Annotated in this window: 19 protein-coding genes; 6 read left to right on the forward strand and 13 right to left on the reverse strand. The window is 68.9% G+C overall.

The genetic code is table 11. From position 1 onward, the window contains the following. Positions 1-4 precede the first annotated feature (4 nt). The 9 genes from AKJ13_RS16015 to hemB form a co-directional block, all read right to left on the reverse strand. On the reverse strand, positions 5-1396 hold the full coding sequence (locus tag AKJ13_RS16015) for a histidine kinase (RefSeq protein WP_050734244.1): 1392 nt from the start codon (positions 1394-1396) through the stop codon (positions 5-7). Between the two features lie 284 nt (positions 1397-1680). After that, the gene (locus tag AKJ13_RS16020) at positions 1681-2973 is read right to left on the reverse strand and encodes an adenylosuccinate synthase (protein ID WP_050734245.1); all 1293 of its coding nucleotides are present in this window, start codon (positions 2971-2973) and stop codon (positions 1681-1683) included. Between the two features lie 142 nt (positions 2974-3115). Continuing rightward, complete coding sequence (locus AKJ13_RS16025) at positions 3116-3448, reverse strand: hypothetical protein (protein WP_007565107.1); 333 nt, start codon at positions 3446-3448, stop codon at positions 3116-3118. An 82-nt stretch (positions 3449-3530) separates the two neighbouring features. Next, a complete protein-coding gene (locus AKJ13_RS16030) occupies positions 3531-4388 on the reverse strand; it encodes a D-amino-acid transaminase (protein WP_050734246.1) in 858 nt (285 codons plus the stop codon). A gap of 52 nt (positions 4389-4440) precedes the next feature. Continuing rightward, positions 4441-5748, reverse strand: coding sequence for an adenylosuccinate lyase (purB, locus tag AKJ13_RS16035; RefSeq protein WP_050734247.1), 1308 nt, complete (start codon positions 5746-5748; stop codon positions 4441-4443). 109 nt (positions 5749-5857) lie between these two features. Beyond that, positions 5858-6604: an arginyltransferase gene (locus AKJ13_RS16040; protein WP_050734248.1), complete on the reverse strand. Its 747-nt coding sequence runs from the start codon at positions 6602-6604 to the stop codon at positions 5858-5860. A 124-nt stretch (positions 6605-6728) separates the two neighbouring features. Then, positions 6729-7217, reverse strand: a complete 489-nt coding sequence (locus tag AKJ13_RS16045; protein ID WP_050734249.1) for an RDD family protein — start codon at positions 7215-7217, stop codon at positions 6729-6731. Between the two features lie 81 nt (positions 7218-7298). After that, positions 7299-7475 (reverse strand): hypothetical protein, encoded by a 177-nt coding sequence (locus AKJ13_RS32675; protein ID WP_244471624.1) that lies wholly within the window; start codon positions 7473-7475, stop codon positions 7299-7301. 188 nt (positions 7476-7663) lie between these two features. Continuing rightward, entirely contained in the window at positions 7664-8722 is a 1059-nt protein-coding gene (gene hemB, locus AKJ13_RS16055) for a porphobilinogen synthase (RefSeq protein WP_050734251.1), read from the reverse strand. Between the two features lie 205 nt (positions 8723-8927). On the opposite strand from hemB, the gene AKJ13_RS16060 reads away from it, so the two are divergent. Both AKJ13_RS16060 and AKJ13_RS16065 read left to right on the forward strand, forming a co-directional pair. Further along, complete coding sequence (locus AKJ13_RS16060) at positions 8928-9386, forward strand: DUF6163 family protein (RefSeq protein WP_050734252.1); 459 nt, start codon at positions 8928-8930, stop codon at positions 9384-9386. A 162-nt stretch (positions 9387-9548) separates the two neighbouring features. Further along, on the forward strand, positions 9549-10061 hold the full coding sequence (locus AKJ13_RS16065; protein ID WP_050734253.1) for a winged helix DNA-binding protein: 513 nt from the start codon (positions 9549-9551) through the stop codon (positions 10059-10061). A gap of 10 nt (positions 10062-10071) precedes the next feature. On the opposite strand, the gene AKJ13_RS16070 is transcribed toward AKJ13_RS16065, so the two are convergent. Then, complete coding sequence (locus AKJ13_RS16070) at positions 10072-10674, reverse strand: exopolysaccharide biosynthesis protein (protein ID WP_280137115.1); 603 nt, start codon at positions 10672-10674, stop codon at positions 10072-10074. A 301-nt stretch (positions 10675-10975) separates the two neighbouring features. Here AKJ13_RS16070 and bcsS point away from each other — a divergent pair, with 301 nt between their 5' ends. Further along, positions 10976-11704, forward strand: coding sequence for a cellulose biosynthesis protein BcsS (gene bcsS, locus AKJ13_RS16075; protein ID WP_050734255.1), 729 nt, complete (start codon positions 10976-10978; stop codon positions 11702-11704). On the opposite strand, the gene AKJ13_RS16080 is transcribed toward bcsS, so the two are convergent. Continuing rightward, positions 11671-13278, reverse strand: a complete 1608-nt coding sequence (locus AKJ13_RS16080) for a cryptochrome/photolyase family protein (protein ID WP_050734256.1) — start codon at positions 13276-13278, stop codon at positions 11671-11673. The two genes, bcsS and AKJ13_RS16080, sit on opposite strands and share 34 nt — an antisense overlap. Positions 13279-13281: 3 nt before the next feature. Beyond that, entirely contained in the window at positions 13282-14016 is a 735-nt protein-coding gene (locus AKJ13_RS16085; RefSeq protein WP_050734257.1) for an SDR family oxidoreductase, read from the reverse strand. A 111-nt stretch (positions 14017-14127) separates the two neighbouring features. Here AKJ13_RS16085 and AKJ13_RS16090 point away from each other — a divergent pair, with 111 nt between their 5' ends. The 3 genes from AKJ13_RS16090 to AKJ13_RS16100 all read left to right on the forward strand — a co-directional run bounded on the left by AKJ13_RS16090 (position 14128) and on the right by AKJ13_RS16100 (position 15671). Then, positions 14128-14991, forward strand: coding sequence for a formyltransferase family protein (locus tag AKJ13_RS16090; protein WP_050734258.1), 864 nt, complete (start codon positions 14128-14130; stop codon positions 14989-14991). A gap of 75 nt (positions 14992-15066) precedes the next feature. Continuing rightward, positions 15067-15408, forward strand: coding sequence for a DUF1236 domain-containing protein (locus AKJ13_RS16095; RefSeq protein ID WP_007565078.1), 342 nt, complete (start codon positions 15067-15069; stop codon positions 15406-15408). 77 nt (positions 15409-15485) lie between these two features. Further along, the gene (locus AKJ13_RS16100) at positions 15486-15671 is read left to right on the forward strand and encodes a hypothetical protein (RefSeq protein ID WP_050734259.1); all 186 of its coding nucleotides are present in this window, start codon (positions 15486-15488) and stop codon (positions 15669-15671) included. A gap of 9 nt (positions 15672-15680) precedes the next feature. On the opposite strand, the gene AKJ13_RS16105 is transcribed toward AKJ13_RS16100, so the two are convergent. Further along, positions 15681-16706 (reverse strand): hypothetical protein, encoded by a 1026-nt coding sequence (locus AKJ13_RS16105; protein WP_050734260.1) that lies wholly within the window; start codon positions 16704-16706, stop codon positions 15681-15683. Positions 16707-17040 lie beyond the last annotated feature (334 nt).

Raw genomic sequence — 17040 nt, forward strand, 5'->3', positions numbered from 1 at the left:
GCGCCTACTGCCAGGCGTCGAAGGCGTTCTGCATGACCTGCGCACCGGCGCTGCCTTTCTCGAAGGTCAACACGGCCCGCTTGCCGGAGGTGTAGCGCACCGCCAGGTCGAACCAGTTGCGGTGGAGCAGCAGGTCGGTGTTGCGGTCGACGTCGTTCTGAAGCGACGACAAGCCGATCAGGAACAGGTTGTCCCGGACCCGGACCGGAAGGCCGGAGACTGGGGAGCCGCGGCCATTCTCGTCGTCCTTGGCTTGAAGCAGGCCGACATCCTGCACCGTCCGGGCGGCATCGCCCGTCTGGCTGAAGGCGAGACTGACCGTGTGCGACGCCGGGAGCGTGGCGTCGAGGTTGCGCTGGATGGTCATCACCAGCGTCAGCCCGGCATCCGGGATCGTCACGGTCGCGACGACGGCATTCTGGAGGGGCTGGCCCTGATCGCCGTTCACGGTATCCAGCCGCCACGTCACCCGACCGGTGGTCTTGGTCGGCTGCGCGTTGTCGGTCCCGGCACCCTCCTCGATCAACTCGGCCCGCTGCGCGATGGACAGGTTCGGCTGGGCCGGCGTCGGAGCGACCTTCGCGGGAGCCGTGCCGTCCTGGCGAGCCGCAGAGCGCGGCGCCGGTGCCGCCTCGCCACCGACCCGATCGCCGAACTTGCTCTCGCTTTCCGTCGGCTGAGAATCCGCCGTCTCGGTGCCGTTCGTCGGCAGGGTCTGGGGCCGGTCGCGGAGCATGAAGGCGGCCACGGCGATCAATCCGATCACCACCGCCAGCACGGAGCCCACGAAGACGTTGCGCAGGATGTGCGAGCGGCCCGAACGCGGCGGGACCACCTCGATGCGCGGTCGCTGGCGACCATTGCCGGCGTCGCCCGCGGACGCGCCGACGTCCGGATCCTCGTGGTCGGGGGCCGGATCGGGACTGGCCGGCGCCTCTTCGGGCGCGGAAGCCTGGGTCGCTCCGGGTCGCGGCGACGAGATCGCGATCGGCGCTTCGCGCGGCTCGGGCTCCGAAGCCACGCGCGCGAAGGGCGGCTGGGCGGCGGGAAGGACCGGCTCCGGGGCCGGACGGAGCGGCGGTTCTGCAGCCAGGGGTTTCGGCGGCGACGGCTCCGGGATCTCCGGCGGTGCAGCCGGGTGCGGCGGCTCGGGGGCCACGGCCGCGTCGTTGGCCGGGGCCGGAAAGCCGCCGTGATCGACCTCCAGCCGTTCGATCGCCGTGTCGAGGGCCCGGCGCTCGAGGTCGATATCGGCTTCCGAGAGCGGGGGATCCAGCGAGCGCAGCTGGCTGATCAGGGCGTTCCGCGCACGGTCGTAGACCGCCTTGCGCAAAGCGGGCGATCGGTCGGGCAGCGCATCGAGGGCGCGTGCCAGAAGCGGGTAATAATCGGCCATGTTGCCCTGGTCCGCCCCTTCGGCCGCCGCCCGGCAGGACCGGTCAAAGGCCGCGGGCCGACGGCCCTGTCCGCCCCCGAGGTCGGTCCGGGCCGTCGGCCGATGTGTCGTGTGCCCGCCGCGCGGATCGGCACCCGCGAGCCGGTTCCTCCAAAATCGCGCGGGGCGGTCGATCCCAGGGACCGCCGTCCCGCCATAGGCTGGTTCTAGATCAAGCGGACGCGGGCTGGATACAGGCCGAACAGCAGAAAAGATGCGTCATCAACGGGATAGGATGCCCGCCCTCAATCCTCGAAGGGATTGTGCATCAGAATGGTGTCGTCGCGCTCCGGCGAGGTCGAGAGCAGCGCCACCGGCGCTCCGATCAGTTCCTCGATCCGGCGGACATACTTGATCGCCTGCGCCGGCAGGTCCGCCCAGGACCGGGCGCCCGCCGTCGTCTCGGACCAGCCCGGGATGGTCTCGTAGATCGGGTCGACCCGGGCCTGAGCCGCCTGGCTCGCCGGCAGATGGTCGATCGTCTGACCGTCGAGCTTGTAGCCGGTGCAGACGCGGATCTCCTCGAACCCGTCCAGGATGTCGAGCTTGGTCAGCGCGATGCCGTGGATGCCGGAAGTCCGCACGGTCTGGCGCACCAGCACGGCGTCGAACCAGCCGCAGCGCCGCTTGCGGCCCGTGTTGACGCCGAATTCACGCCCGCGGGCGCCGATGGTCTCGCCGATCTCGTCATGCAGCTCGGTGGGGAACGGCCCCTCGCCGACCCGGGTCGTATAGGCCTTGGCGATGCCCAGCACGTAGCCGATCGCGCCCGGACCGAGGCCGGAGCCCGTCGCCGCCTGGGCGGCCACGATGTTCGAGGACGTCACGAACGGATAGGTGCCGTGGTCGACGTCGAGCAGCGCGCCCTGCGCGCCCTCGAACAGGATGCGCTTGCCGGCCCGACGCTGATCGTCGAGCAGCGACCAGACCGTGTCGGCAAAGGGCAGGATCTTGGGCGCGATCGCGGTCAGCTCGGCGAGAAGCGCCTCGGCATTCACTTCCTCGATGCCGAGACCGCGCCGGAGCGCGTTGTGATGCGTCAGCACCCGCTCTATCTTCGCGGGGAGCGCGTCGATATCGGCGAGATCGACCACGCGGATGGCGCGGCGGCCGACCTTGTCCTCGTAGGCCGGCCCGATCCCGCGCTTGGTGGTGCCGATCTTGAGGCCCGCATTGGCGGTCTCGCGGAAATGATCGAGCTCGCGGTGCAGCGGCAGGATCAGCGTCGCGTTGTCGGCGATCCGTAGGGAGGCCGGCGAGACCTCGACGCCCTGCGCCTTGATCCGCTCGATCTCGTCGACGAGGTGCCAGGGATCGACCACGACCCCGTTGCCGATCACCGAGAGCTTGCCGCCGCGCACGACGCCGGACGGCAACAGCGCCAGCTTGTACGTCACCCCGTCGATGACCAGCGTGTGGCCGGCATTGTGGCCGCCCTGAAAGCGGACGACGATGTCGGCTTGCTCGGAGAGCCAGTCGACGATCTTGCCCTTGCCCTCGTCGCCCCATTGGGCGCCTACAACGACGACGTTGGCCATGCCTGCCTACTCACCCGCGACGGGAACCGGGACGGAGCCGCCCGCGGGCGCGGGCTGCGTACGTCGTGTGCCGTTTCCGCGATCCGGGCCACGAAATCAAGCAAGGCTGCCGCATTGCGGCCTGCTCGATCGCGGGGTCCAGTTATTTCGCCTCGGTGCCGGGGTCGCGGCCGGGCAGTTCCTGCGGCTTGATCACCGGCGTGGAGCCGGTCTCGTCCGGCTTCATGACGGTGCCGGTGGTGCCGGTCTCCGGCGGCTTGATCACGCCGTCGTTCTTCTGGAGCTTGTCGCTGAGCGACTGGTCCTTCGGCGGCGCGTCGGCGCTCGGACGGACGCGATCCGGCGGCGTCTGGGTCGACGGCGGCAGGGCCGGGTCGGTATCGCGCCCTTTCAGCGGCGCGTCCGGGTTCTGGGCATAGGCGGGGACAGCAAACAGGGCCGCCGCGAAAGCAGCGAGCAGGATCTTCCTCGACAAGACTGGTCTCCCCTCTTGGAACACGTGTTCCGAGAGCAACAGCCAGGTGCCGGATCCGTTCCTGTTCGCAGTGGGCGAGGGCTTAGCTCTGACGGGCCGCCTCGATGTAGAGTTCGCGCAGGCGCCGGGTCAGCGGACCGGGGCGCCCTTCGCCGATCGACCGACCGTCGATCTCCACCACCGGCATCACGAAGGCGGAGGCGCTGGTGTAGAACGCCTCCTGGGCCTCGTAGGCCTCGGCCACCGGGATCAGCCGCTCCTCCACCCGCAGATCGGCCTCGGCGGCGAGCTTCAGCACGGAGGCCCGGGTGATGCCGGGCAACAGGGCGGTGGAGAGCGGCCGGGTCACGAGCACGCGCTCGCGGCTGACGATGAAGGCGGTGGACGAGGAGCCTTCTGTCACCGCTCCGTCCTCGACCATCCAGGCCTCGGCGACCCCGGCCTCGGCGGCCTGCTGCTTGGCGAGAACCTGCGCCAGCAGCGCCACCGACTTGATGTCCCGGCGCTTCCAGCGGAGATCCTCGACGGTGATCACCCGGGCACCGGATTCCGCGAGCGGGTTGGCCAGAACGGTCTTGGCCTGCGTGAACATCATCACGGTGGGCTCGGTCCCGGCCTTCGGAAAGGCGAAGTCCCGCTCGGCCACACCGCGCGTGACCTGCATGTAGACCAGCCCTTCGCGGACGCCGTTGCGGGCGACGAGCTCGGTCTGCAGCTTCTCCCACCCGGCCGCATCGTGCGGGTTGCGGATGCCGATCTCGCCGAGCGAGCGATCCAGGCGGGCCAGATGCGCGGCGTTGTCGACGAGCTTGCCGTCGACGATCGCCGAGACCTCGTAGATCCCGTCGGCGAACAGGAAGCCGCGATCCATGATCGGCACGCGCGCCTCCTCGAAGGGGAGGAATGCGCCGTTGAGGTAGACGATGCGGGATGCGGTCACGGATTGCCTTCCTGTGTTCGTCACGGGTCTAAGCAGGATTCGTGCTGCGTGCTCAGGCCGTGCCGAACACCCGCGCGAAGATCGTGTCGACGTGCTTGAAGTGATAGCCGAGGTCGAAGCATTCCTCGATCTGCTCCGGGGTGAGCGCCGCGGTCACCTCGGGATCGGCCTTCAGCAGGGCGAGGAAATCGCCCTCCCCGCGCCAGACCGGCATCGCGTTGCGCTGAACCAGCCGGTACGAATCCTCGCGGGACACGCCGGCCTGGGTGAGCGCCAGCAACACCCGCTGCGAATGGACCAGGCCGCCGAGACGGTCGAGGTTCTTCTGCATGTTGGCCGGGTAGATCAGCAGCTTCTCGATCACGCCGGTCATGCGGGCCAGCGCGAAGTCGAGGGTGACGGTCGCATCGGGGCCGATCATCCGCTCCACGGAGGAATGGGAGATGTCGCGCTCATGCCAGAGCGCCACGTTCTCCATCGCCGGCACGACATAGCCGCGGACCATCCGGGCGAGCCCGGTGATGTTCTCGGTGAGCACCGGGTTGCGCTTGTGCGGCATGGCCGAGGAGCCCTTCTGGCCCTCGGAGAAGAACTCCTCCGCCTCGAGCACCTCGGTGCGCTGGAGGTGGCGGATCTCGATCGCCAGGCGCTCGAGCGACGAGGCGACGACCCCGAGCGTCGCGAAGAACGCGGCGTGGCGATCGCGCGGGATCACCTGAGTCGAGACCGGCTCCGCGGTCAGGCCCATCTTCTCGGCGACGTACTGCTCCACCCGCGGATCGATGTTGGCGAAGGTGCCGACCGCGCCGGAGATCGCGCAGGTGGCAACCTCCTCGCGCGCCGCGACGAGGCGGCGGCGGTTGCGCTCGAATTCGGCATAGGCCTGCGCCAGCTTGAGCCCGAAGGTCACCGGCTCGGCGTGGATGCCGTGCGAGCGGCCGATGGTCGGCGTGAGCTTATGCTCAAGCGCCCGGCTCTTCAGAGCCGCCAGCAGGGCGTCGACATCGGCGATCAGGATGTCGGCCGCGCGCACGAGCTGCACGTTGAGGCAGGTGTCGAGCACGTCCGACGAGGTCATGCCCTGGTGGACGAAGCGCGCCTCGGGGCCGACGATCTCCGCGAGATGGGTGAGGAAGGCGATGACGTCGTGCTTCGTCACCGCCTCGATCTCGTCGATGCGGGCGACGTCGAACACCGCGTCCCTGCCCTTGGCCCAGATCGTCTCGGCCGCCGCCTTGGGGACGACGCCGATCTCGGCCAGCGCCGTGGTGGCGTGCGCCTCGATCTCGAACCAGATCTTGAAGCGGCTCTCGGGCGACCAGATCGCCGTCATCGTCGGGCGGCTGTAACGGGGGATCATGAGGGCCTCGGCACGGTCCGGAACTCGTGCGTGGCCGGTAGCATGCGCCGCCCCGGCCGCTCAATGCGGTTCGCGCAGGCCCGGGCGACACGGATGGGGACGCTCCCCGTCAGCCGACCCGCACCCAGCCCTGCCCCATCAGCCGCTCCTGCGGGCGGAAGCGGGATTTGTAGTCCATCTTGCGCGAGCCCTCGACCCAGTAGCCGAGATAAAGATACGGCAATCCGAGCCGGCGGGCCCGGCGGATATGGTCGAGGATCATGAAGGTGCCCGGCGAGCGCCCGGCTTCCTCGGGATCGTAGAACGAGTAGACCATCGACAGCCCGTCCGCGAGCACGTCGGTCAGGCAGAAGGCGAGCGGCGGGCCGAAGCCGCGCCCGGTGATCGCCGTATCCGGACCGCGCCGCCGGTACGCCACGAGATGCGTGTCGACGTGGCTGTCCTCGATCATCATGGCGTAGTCGAGCACCGTCATGTCGACCATGCCGCCATCGCCGTGGCGGGCGTCGAGATAGCGGCGGAACAGGGCGTATTGCTCGGAGGCCGGCCGGTTCGGCTCCGCGGTGCCGATCCAGTCGTCATTGCGCGCCAGGATCCGCTTCTGGCTGGCGCTCGGCTCGAAATCGTCCACCACGACCCGCACCGAGATGCAGGCCCGGCAGGTCTCGCAAGCAGGACGATACGCGATGGTCTGCGAGCGCCGGAATCCGCCTTGCGTCAGGATCTCGTTGAGATCCCGCGCGCGGCGCCCGACGAGGTGCGTGAAGACCTTCCGTTCCTCCTGGCCCGGAAGGTACGGGCACGGTGAGGGCGCGGTGAGATAGAATTGCGGAGTATCGCGCGGATGGCTCGTCACGCTCGGTCTTGACCCTGCACCGGTTGGTCCTCGCAGCGCCGGCACATCAGTGTACAGGCGGCACGGCCGGGCTCAATGCCCCCGGTCGCTCGGCGCGCGAGAATTTCGCCGCAGGTCGGACGTGTCAGCGCGCGTGAACGACCGCCAGGCCAAGCAACAGGTCGTGACCCAGGCGGCGATCCGAGCGCATCAGCCCGAAGGCGAGATCGAGGCACCACAGCAGGAAGGTCGAGACCGCGACGTAGAACAACAGGGCGTGGACGGCGGCCGTGATGACGTCGACCGACCCGCCACGCTCCGGGGCCACGACCCGCAGCCCCATCAGGCGCTGCCCGATCGTGCTCTGCTTGGAGCCGCCCACCGTGATGGCGCTGTAGATAACGCCGCTCGCCGGCAGAATCGCGAACAAGGTCCAGCCCAGGCCGAACGTCATGACGCCGATCACCGTGATCAGCAGCGTCAGCAACGCGGTGAACCCGAAGATGAACAGGATGTCGAGGAGATACGCGACCGTGCGCGCGCCCAGGCTCGCGCGGACGAACGGGATCGGCAGCGAGGCCACGTAATGGGGGGCCTCGAAGCGTTCGGCGTAGCCGGGTTGGGGATTCTGCATGGTGTCGCGTCCTGCAAGCAAGGCGGCGGAGAAAAAGGTGGGTGCCCCGCCCGGCGGACGCAAGAGCCACCCGGATCGCGTTCAATGCGACGCGGGATCGTCGGCCTCGGCATCGGGCGTGTCGAGGTAAAAGCGTTTCAGCAAGTAGAGTGACGAGCCCGACAGATTACTGCCCTCGGTGGTCAGCGCGATAATGGTCGCGCCGGCGTCGAAGCGGCAGGTCAGCCAGTGCTGGCGGTTCCCCTCGGCGTAATCCACACGGACCGTGTCCGTCGAAGGTCCCGGTGCCGCCCGCAGCAGCCGGATTCCGGGTTGGGGCGCTACCGCCGGCAGAGCCCGGCGGCAGGTCGCGACCCGCTCCCGACGCAGCGTATCCTGGCAAGCAGCGAGCCCCCCGAGGAAACCCGCGGCCGCCGCCGCCCCGAGGAGCCAGCGGCGCCCCCGCCTCACGGGGCTTGGCGCAGGCGCTCGGCGACCCGCGGGGCGTGATAGGTCAGCACTCCGTCGGCACCGGCACGCTTGAAGGCGAGCAGCGCCTCCACCATCGCGCGATCCCCGTCGAGCCAGCCATTGCGGGCGGCCGCCTCGATCATCGCGTACTCGCCGGACACCTGATAGGCGAAGGTCGGAACCTGGAATTCGTCCCGCACCCGCCGGATGATATCCAGATAGGGCAGACCCGGCTTGACCATCACCGAATCCGCGCCTTCCTCCAGGTCGAGGCGGACTTCGCGCAGGGCCTCTGCCGAATTGCCCGGGTCCATCTGGTAGGTGCGCTTGTCGCCCACCAGCGCAGCCTTGGTTCCGATCGCGTCGCGGAACGGCCCGTAGAACGCACTGGCATACTTGGCCGCGTAGGCCATGATCTGAACGTCGAGGAAGCCGGCCTTGTCGAGCCCGGCCCGGATCGCGCCGACGCGCCCATCCATCATGTCCGAGGGTGCGATGATGTCGGTGCCGGCCTCGGCCTGGATCAGGCTCTGCTCCACCAGGATCGCCACGGTCTCATCGTTGAGGATCGCGCCGTCCTTCATCAGGCCGTCGTGACCGTGGCTGGTGTAGGGATCGAGCGCCACGTCGGTCATGATGCCCACTTCCGGCACGGCCTGCTTCACGGCCCGCACCGCCCGGCAAACCAGGTTCTTGGCGTTAAGCGCCTCCGAGCCGGTCGGATCGCGCAGCTCGACCTCGGTGTAGGGGAAGAACGACACCGCCGGGATGCCCAGCCGCGCCGCGCGCTCGGCATCGCGCACGATCTCGTCGACGGAGAGCCGCTCGACTCCCGGCATGGAGGCGATCGGCTCGCGCCGGCGCTCGCCGTCGATCACGAACATCGGCCAGATCAGGTCGTCGACGGTCAGCGTGTTCTCGCGGACCAGGCGTCGCGACCAGTCCGCCTTGCGGTTGCGGCGCGGACGCTGGGTGATCTTCAGCCCTTCCGGGCGACCGCTCGCGCGGGCGGCCTGCAGGGCGATGGGGCGCGGCTCGGGCAAGGTGTCTGACATGCGGCTTCGGTATCGTGCGCGCGGAAGAGCTGACGATCGCGCGGCGCATCGGCGCTGGAGGCGCCGGACTAGCACACCCGCCCGGCCCGGCGAAATCAGGCCGTTGACGCAGGGCGCCGGAACGGCTTCAACCCGGCGCATCCCCCCACATGAATCCCGGCCTCCCGACGATGAATCGGCTTTTCTCACCCGCGAGCGCAGCGTAGTGCCCGGCTCCTTCCCGATCCGGCGCAAGGGTGCCCGGCCCGGTGACCCGCCGACCGACCGGATCGAACGCGCCCAGGGCCCCGCGCCTGGGACCTGGGATACGGTGCTCGTATGGTTCATGCGGGTGACGGCGCTGTTCTGGCTGGTCAAGAGCATCTCGTCCTGGGCGACGATCCTCGACGTGCTTCCCGGATCCCGCCCCTTCGAGATCGAGCCGTTCGGGCGCCAGGCGGCGATCGTCTACTTCGCCGTGGTGGACGCGTCGGCGGCCATCGGCCTGTGGCTGACCAGCGCCTGGGGCGGCGTGATCTGGTTGCTGGCGGTGACATCCGCGATGACGTTGGCGGTGTTGACCCCGCAACTCGTGCCGCTGCCGGTGCCGCTGCTCGTATTCGGCCTCACGGTCGTGATGATGTACTTCCTGCTGTCCTGGCTGGCCGCGCAGGAAGCACGGTGAACGAACCGTTCTGATCTTCGCTTCAGTTTGTCTTTACCGCAAAGAGTAAATCGGGAATTCATCCTGTCGCTTAAATCGCCTTTCATTCCCGGTACGTAGCTTAGCCATCATCAGCGGCACCGCATCGAACGGGAGCCGCAGCATCAGACGGTGAGGCAGACGATGAAGACCCAGAGCGCCCGAGTCGCGACGAGCGAGACCCCGGAAGAAGCCCCGTCCGCCAAGGGCTCCTACCTGGAGGCTCTCCACTTGGTCGAGCGTCTGCATCGCCGGCTGCTCGACGTGATCAAGGACGAGTTCGAGCGGCGCGGCCGGGAAGACGTCAACAGCGTCCAGGCCCTGCTGCTGTACAACATCGGCGACAAGGAGCTGACCGCGAGCGAGCTCCGGACGAAGGGCTACTATCTCGGCTCCAACGTCTCCTACAACGTCAAGAAGCTCGTCGAGGCCGGCTACCTCCACCACGCCCGCTCGAAGACCGATCGCCGCTCGGTCCGGATCAGCCTGACCGACAAGGGCCGGCAGGTCCACGAGATCATCCAGGGGCTCTACGACAAGCACGCCCGCACGATCGCGCCGATCGGGGGCATCTCGGACGACGATTTCGGCCGGCTGAACCAGGCCCTCGGCCGGCTCGAGCGCTTCTGGACCGATCAGATCCGTTACCGGCTCTGATCCGCCTCCATCAGAGGTTCAGGAGACCCACGATCCCGGCGATGACCGCGTAGGCGAAGCCGGCATTGATGGCGACGCCGAACAGGCCGATTATCAACCCGCCCATGACGACGATGCCGTCGCGCTCGACGAGGCCCAGGCCCACGAGACAGACGGCGAGCCCGAGAGGGATCTGTCCGACGATCGGCGCGGCGACGATCAGCGCCAGTGCCAGCGCCAACAGGGCGATCCCCATGCCGCGCATGCCCAGCGCGGTCTCAAACACGCTGACCCGCGGGCGCGACCAGCGTTCCAGGCGCCGCAGGATCGGAACAGCCCGGGTGACGGCGCGCCGCACATCGGCGAGCGCGATCGATCGGCCGAGCAGCATGCGGGGCAGCCATGGCGACGACATGCCCGCCGCGATTTGAACGGCCACGAGCAGCAGCAGCAGGCCGCAGATCAGCGGGATCGGCGGCGGCATCGGCAGGCAGTTCGGCAAGCCGAGAAGCACCACGAGCAGCGCGAAGGCGCGGTCCCGTAGGACCGCGACGATGTCGCCCACGGTGAGGCGCTCCCCCTCCTGGCTCGCCAGCACAGTGAGGACGTCCGACGTTCGTGCACCGGCAGTCAAGGATCCGCCAACCTTCGCTGTCCTGCGGCGGGCTCTAGCCGAGATCACCCGGCAGGCCAAGCGCGCGGCGCTCGCGTGCACCCAAAGCGGGGCCGGATCCGGAGTTCCACACCTGAGGTCAGCGCGACATCGAACGAAGTAAATTTCAGGTTATAAAAAACATAGTTCGTGGGTAAGCCTAGATTTTTGGGCAAGCAGCTCCCGCAAGCCCAAAGAAATTTCCAGTGGACCTCCGGTCAACTTCGGCGCACTCTACGCAGGTTGACATTAGGTTTACGGCCTCACCATCGAGGCTCAGTTCGTGCGCAGGCGTGGGGACTTACCGAACATTCGCAGCCGGACGCCCGGATCCGTCCTGGCCGCCTCGCTGTTCCTTGCGCAGGCCCATGCGGCATACGGCGGCGAGATCGATGCGCTCCTGTTCGGGAGCCTCGATGCGGGGGCCGCGACATTTCTGACCGTCGGCGCGAAGCTCGGGCTCGGCCCCCTCGATCAGGATGGCTTCGTCATGCTGGCGAGCGTGGGGAGCGGCCGGCGCCGGGAACGCGGCGACTTCGGACTCCCGCTCACACGCTACACGTTCAGCGCGGCTACAGTGCTCGGTTACCAATGGTTCTTCGACTGGGGAACTGCGGCCATCTTCGCGGGGCCCGAGGGCGCGATCGAGATGCTGGCCGACCGTCGCGCCCTGGCCGTCTTCCCCGCGACCTACGGTGCGCGCCTGCACGCCGAGATCTGGGCACGCCCGACTGAAGACACGCTCCTGCAGGCGACCGCCATCGCGGGCTCGACGCGCGGGAGCCTCTGGTCGCGGCTGGCCTGGGGTTTTCGTGCCTGGGGCGCCTATCTCGGCCCGGAGCTCAGCGTCTACCGAGACGAGACGGGCTACCGGAAGTGGAATCTCGGCCTGCACGCCACTGATTTCGCCATCGCCAGCTACAGCTTCCGCGTCTCCGCGGGCCTCCAGTCCGAGACGGGCCGGCGAAGCGCCGTTCCCTATGTGGCGTTGGCGGTCTGGTCCCCCTGGTGAGCGCGCTCGGGCTCGGCCCTGAGGGAGCCGAGGAACCCGGCAGCGTCTCGCCGGATCTCGGCGCGGCGCTGGTCCCCCATGCCCCGCAGGGTCCGATACGGCATCGCCATCCGCTGATTGCCGATCAACCTGTCCTCGTTCTCGATCAAAAAATTCCAGTACAGGTAGTTGAACGGGCAGGCATTCGGCCCCGCCTTGACCTTCACATCGTACGCGCAGCTCGCGCAGTAATCCGACATCCGGTCGATATAGGCGCCCGATGCCGCGTAGGGCTTCGAGCCCATCACGCCCCCATCGGCCCATAGGACCATGCCGTGCACGTTGGGCAACTCGACCCATTCGTAGGCGTCGGCGAACACGATCAGGTACCATTCCTCGACCTGCGCCGGATCGAGCCCGGCGATCAGCGCGAAATTGCCGGTCACCATCAGTCGCTGGATGTGATGGGCGTAGGCGTGAGCCCGCGTATCCGCCACGACATTCGCGATGCAGTTGAGCTCGGTCTCGCCCGACCAGTAGAACCACGGCAGGTCACGGCTCGCCCTGAGGGCGTTGCTGTCGCGGTACTCAGGCATCCGCGCCCAGTAGACGCCGCGAACGTACTCCCGCCATCCGAGGATCTGCCGGATGAAGCCCTCGACGCAGTTCAGGGGCGCGGCCCCATCCCGATAGGCCCGCTCGGCAGCCCAGCAGACCTCCTCGGCGGTCAGCAACCCCGCGTTGAGGGGAGGCGAGAGCAACGCGTGGTAGAGGTACGGCGCGCCGGCCTTCATCGCGTCCTGGTAATCGCCGAAGGTCGGCAGGCACCGGTCGATGAAGTGCTTCAGCGCGGCCAGCGCATCCGCCCGGGTCACCGGCCAGGAGAAGGTCGCGAGATCACCGAAATGGCCGGCGAACTCGCGCTCGACCAGTGCAATGGTCTCCCGCGTGATCGCGTCCGGCTGGAAGCCGATCCGGTCCGGCAGCCGGTGCCCCCTGGGTAGGCGCTTGCGGTTGTCGGGATCGAAGTTCCAGCGGCCGCCGACCGGTTCACCACCCTCCATCAGCAGACCGGTTCGACGGCGCATGCCGCGATAGAACGTCTCCATCCGCAGATGATGACGCCCCTCGGCCCAGCGCGCGAAATCCTCGCGTGGGCACAGGAAACGGTTGTCAGCGCGGATCTCCACCGGCACCGCCAGGGTTTCGCGCCAATCCTGCATCATCTCCCAGACCCGCCACTCGCCGGGCTCGGTGACGACGACGCGCGCGGGTGCATGACGGGCCACCGCCCGCTCCAGCTCGCCGGTGAAGCTGCCGGTGTTGCCGGGCTCGGTCAGGCGGACGTAGTCGACCGCGATGCCTTCGGCTTCCAGTTCGGCCGCGAAATGGCGCATCGCGGCGAACAGGAACGCGATCTTCTGCTTGTGGTGGCGCACATAGGTCGCCTCGTCCCGCACTTCGACGAGCAGGACGACATCGCGCTCGGGGTCGAGGTCGATGAGGCTCGAGACCCGCTGGTTCAGTTGATCGCCGAGCACGAAGCGGAGGGTGCCGCCCTGCGGTCTGGCCTGCGGTCTGAATTGTGCCGGCACGCCTCAGCCCTTGGTGCGCAGGGTAGCACGACCGCCATCGACACCGATTACCTGGCCGGTGATCCAGGCTGCCTCGTCGGAGACCAGGAACGCCGCGAGGGCTCCGATATCCTCGGGACGTCCGAGCCGCTGCAGCGCGTGCATCGCGGCGATTCCCTGGGCCAGGGTCTCGTTGCCGGTGATGGCGGCGGCGAGCGGCGTGCGGGTCAGGGAGGGCGCGACCACGTTGACGCGGATCTGTGGAGCGAGTTCGGCCGCCAGCGATAAGCCAAGCCCCTCGACGGCGCCCTTCGCCATCGCCACGGAGGCGTGCGCGGGGAATCCCTGCGCGGCCGCCACCGTCGAGAACAGCACGATCCCGGCCCCCGCCTCCCCGGCGCCGGCTTTAAGAGCGGCGGCCGCGGCCTGGACGGCCGAGAAGGCACCGAGCGCGTTGATGCGAAAATCATTCTCCGCATCGGCCCGGGTCAGACGCCCGAGCGGCCGCAGGTTGATCGTGCCGACCGCGTAGACCAGGCCCGCCAACGCGGAACCGGCCGCCGCGCTCGCCGCCGCGAAGAAGTCCGGATCGCCGACATCGCCCACCGTGAACGTGGTCTCGCCGAGTTCCTCGGCCGCGCGGGCCAAGCGGTCGGCGTCCCGTGCCGCGAGATGGAGCGCGTAGCCGCGGGACCGCAGAGCCCGCGCGGTCGCCAAGCCGATGCCGCCCGTGCCGCCGTAGATCAGAACCTGTCGCACGTGCGGACCTCTTGCTACCCAACCGGCCTCGGACAAAGTAAGGCCGGTGGCGCCCCCGGGCAGGCGGCAGACCCCGCCCTCTCCACGTGCACAAGGTCGCAGGCGCCAAGCATGAAGTTCGCGTTTGCCGGCATCGACTTCCTGGGCGGCGTGTTCGAGGGCCTGGTCGAGGCCGGCTGGAAGCCCGTGAAGCTGTTCACCCGGCCCTGCGACGGGGTCTACGACCACAACGACGTTCTGGTCGCCCGCGCCCGCTCGCTCCGCCTGCCGATCCAGCTGTCGCGGATTCGCGAGCGCGACATCGAGGCCCTGCAGGCGGAGCACGGCAAGGACTGGGCGCTCGTGGTGGCGGGCTATCCCTGGCTGGTGAAGGGCTGGCGCGGCCGGGCGGCCTACGGGTTGAACATCCACCCCTCGCCGCTGCCGACCGGGCGAGGCCCCTACCCGCTGTTCCGGGCGGTGCTCGACCGCTACGAGACCTGGGGGGTGACCGCTCACGTCCTCGCCGACGGCTTCGACACCGGCGATATCCTGGCGCAGGACATCTTCAGCCTCGAACCGGTAGAATCCCACGAGACCGTCCTGACCAAGTGCCAGATGGCGGCTCGGCGCCTCGCCGTCGGTCCGCTTGGGAAAGAGCTTCCCGCTCGCTGGCGCCGCGCCGAACCGCAGGGCGACGGGTCCTACTGGCGCCGGGCGACCGACACCGACCGGACCCTCGATTTCCGCCAGGAGGTCGAGCCGATTCTGCGCCGCGTCCGGGCCTTCGGCGCTGTCGAGACGATCGCCCGGATCGGCGACGCGCGCGTCTACGTTGCTGAAGCGCAGGGCTGGCGCGAGCGCCACCCCCACACGCCCGGCACCGTGGTGCACCGCCATCGCCGGCACGTCGTGATCGCTGCGCTTGACGGCTACGTGCAGATCACCCGCTGGTCGCCGGTGCCCTTGGCCGAGGCCGCCCAGGTCGGGCGCTGAGGTTGCGCTGAGGCGCCGGGAACACAATCGTGACGGGCGGTGTTTCCGCCGGCCCTGGACGTCACGGAGTCTCACATGTCGACACGCGCAAGCCTCGCCGCCGCCCTCGGGCTTGCCGCGGCGTTCACCGGAAGCGCCTTCGCACAGGGCGTGATCGTCGAGCAGGACGATTTCGGCCCGGACGACGAGGTCGTGGTGCGCGACTACATCGTGCGCCGTCCGGTCGGCCCAGGCCCGATCGTCGGCTCGATCCCGCTCCGGCCCGGCACGATCGTACCGTCCGATGTCGAACTCGCCCCCTTCACGGAGACCCAGAACCCGCGCCTGCGCCGGTACGGCTACTTCGTGGCCCCCGGCGACAAGGTCGTGGTCGTGGATCCCGCGACCCGCACGGTCGTGCGCATCTTCGACCGCTAGGGCCCGGTTCGCCTTCGGGGCGCCGATCCGCTAACACCCCGGTACGCGCGGGACAAAACGCGCCCGGGGGAACGACCATGAAGGCCAAATCGTCTGCCGTCTCGAGCGAGACGCTTCTCGTCTCGGTTCTGGTGCTGCTCTCGGCGGCGATGCTGTTCGAGTGGATGGTGATCTCGCCCGACAATCCGGGCTACGCCCTCCTGCGCGTGATCGGCGCTGCGGTCGCGGCCTTCGTGGCGATCATGCCGTTCCGCCGCGCCTGAGGGCGGCGCTCACCAATCGCTGAGCGCCGCGCGCTTCCAGCGATTGGGGGCGACACAGCGATACTCGAAGGCCGCGTCCCAGGCATGATCGCCGGGTGTGCAAGCCTCCCGGCTGCTCCGCGGCGGCTGGGGGGACGCTTCCCGGACCGAGGCGGCCTGGATCTGTCCCTCGTCGCTCACCCGCAGGACCGACCCGTTGCCGGTCCCGTAGACGAGGTCGCGCCCGTCGAAGCCGAGCGTGCGCGCGAAGCGCCCGTCCCGGTTTCCGTCCAGCGCGATCGACTGGCCCGATCCCAGCAAGATGGGCGCGCCGGTGAATCGGGCGGCCGCCGTATCGATGCCGATCCCGTAGGTCCCCTCCCCCTGGAACGAGAAGCCCCGGTCGGTCACCGAACCCGCGAGGTTGCCCAGCAGGATACCGTAGCCGGTATGGGCACCCGGTACCCCGCCGGTGGAGATCTGCAGACCGACCCGTTGGCGGTTTCGGTCCGTCGTCGGCGATTGCGCGGACACGTCGATCTCGGCGCCTATGCAGGAGGCGACGGGATCGGCCTCCTGGGTCATGTCCACGCAGTTGAAGTTCCCGGCCCAAGACGGCCCCACCGGGCCGATCCCGTTGGGCTCCTTGAAGATCGTGCCGTTGACGGCGACGTTCTGCGCCCCGGTGCTGGCGAGGCTGCGATTGTGCAGCTCGCCGGTGATCGTCCATTCGTAGCCGGCATTGTGGGGGCCTGAGGATCCGAGTGCCCAGAGCGCCTTGTAGGTGTGGCCGGGCTCCCCGGACCCTTCTGGGATGTGACGATCGACCCGCAGGGTCGAGGCCGGGTCGAAGCCCGGAGGCTGGTTCCACAGGAAGGCGTGGCCTCCGTCGAGGCCCGGCACACCGGTGCCCTGCACATTTCGCGAGAACCCGGGCGGCCACGCCAGCGGCGGCGCGGGCGGCGGCACCCGGCCGGGCGCCTCCGCGTGGACCGCGACCGATAGGAGGGCCGGGAGGAAACCGAACACGGCCGCGAGGCCGGGGCGGATGCACATGGATCGTCTCCGGATGTCCCGTACGGTTCTGGGCGAGTCGAGGCTGCGCGCGGAACCTGACGGGTCGAAGCCGGAAAAGCCATGACCTGATCGATCAGAGCGAACGCCCTGGGCAGGCCGCGCGTTTGGCTCCCGCGACGCGCCACGGTCCGATGCGCCGCCGATCAATGAAACGGAGGGCGAGCCATGTCGAAGCCGCTGCGATTCTTGCGGAACTGGTTCCTGCTGTCGATCCCGGTCGGCTTGTTCGTCGGACGGTTCATCAAGGCCGGCAAGGGACCGCCGCTGCGCGACGACAAGCGGTAGCAAGGCGCGGACGGCAGGCCGGGTCGCG

The organism is Methylobacterium sp. ARG-1, assembly GCF_001262595.1.
Lineage (GTDB): Bacteria > Pseudomonadota > Alphaproteobacteria > Rhizobiales > Beijerinckiaceae > Methylobacterium > Methylobacterium brachiatum.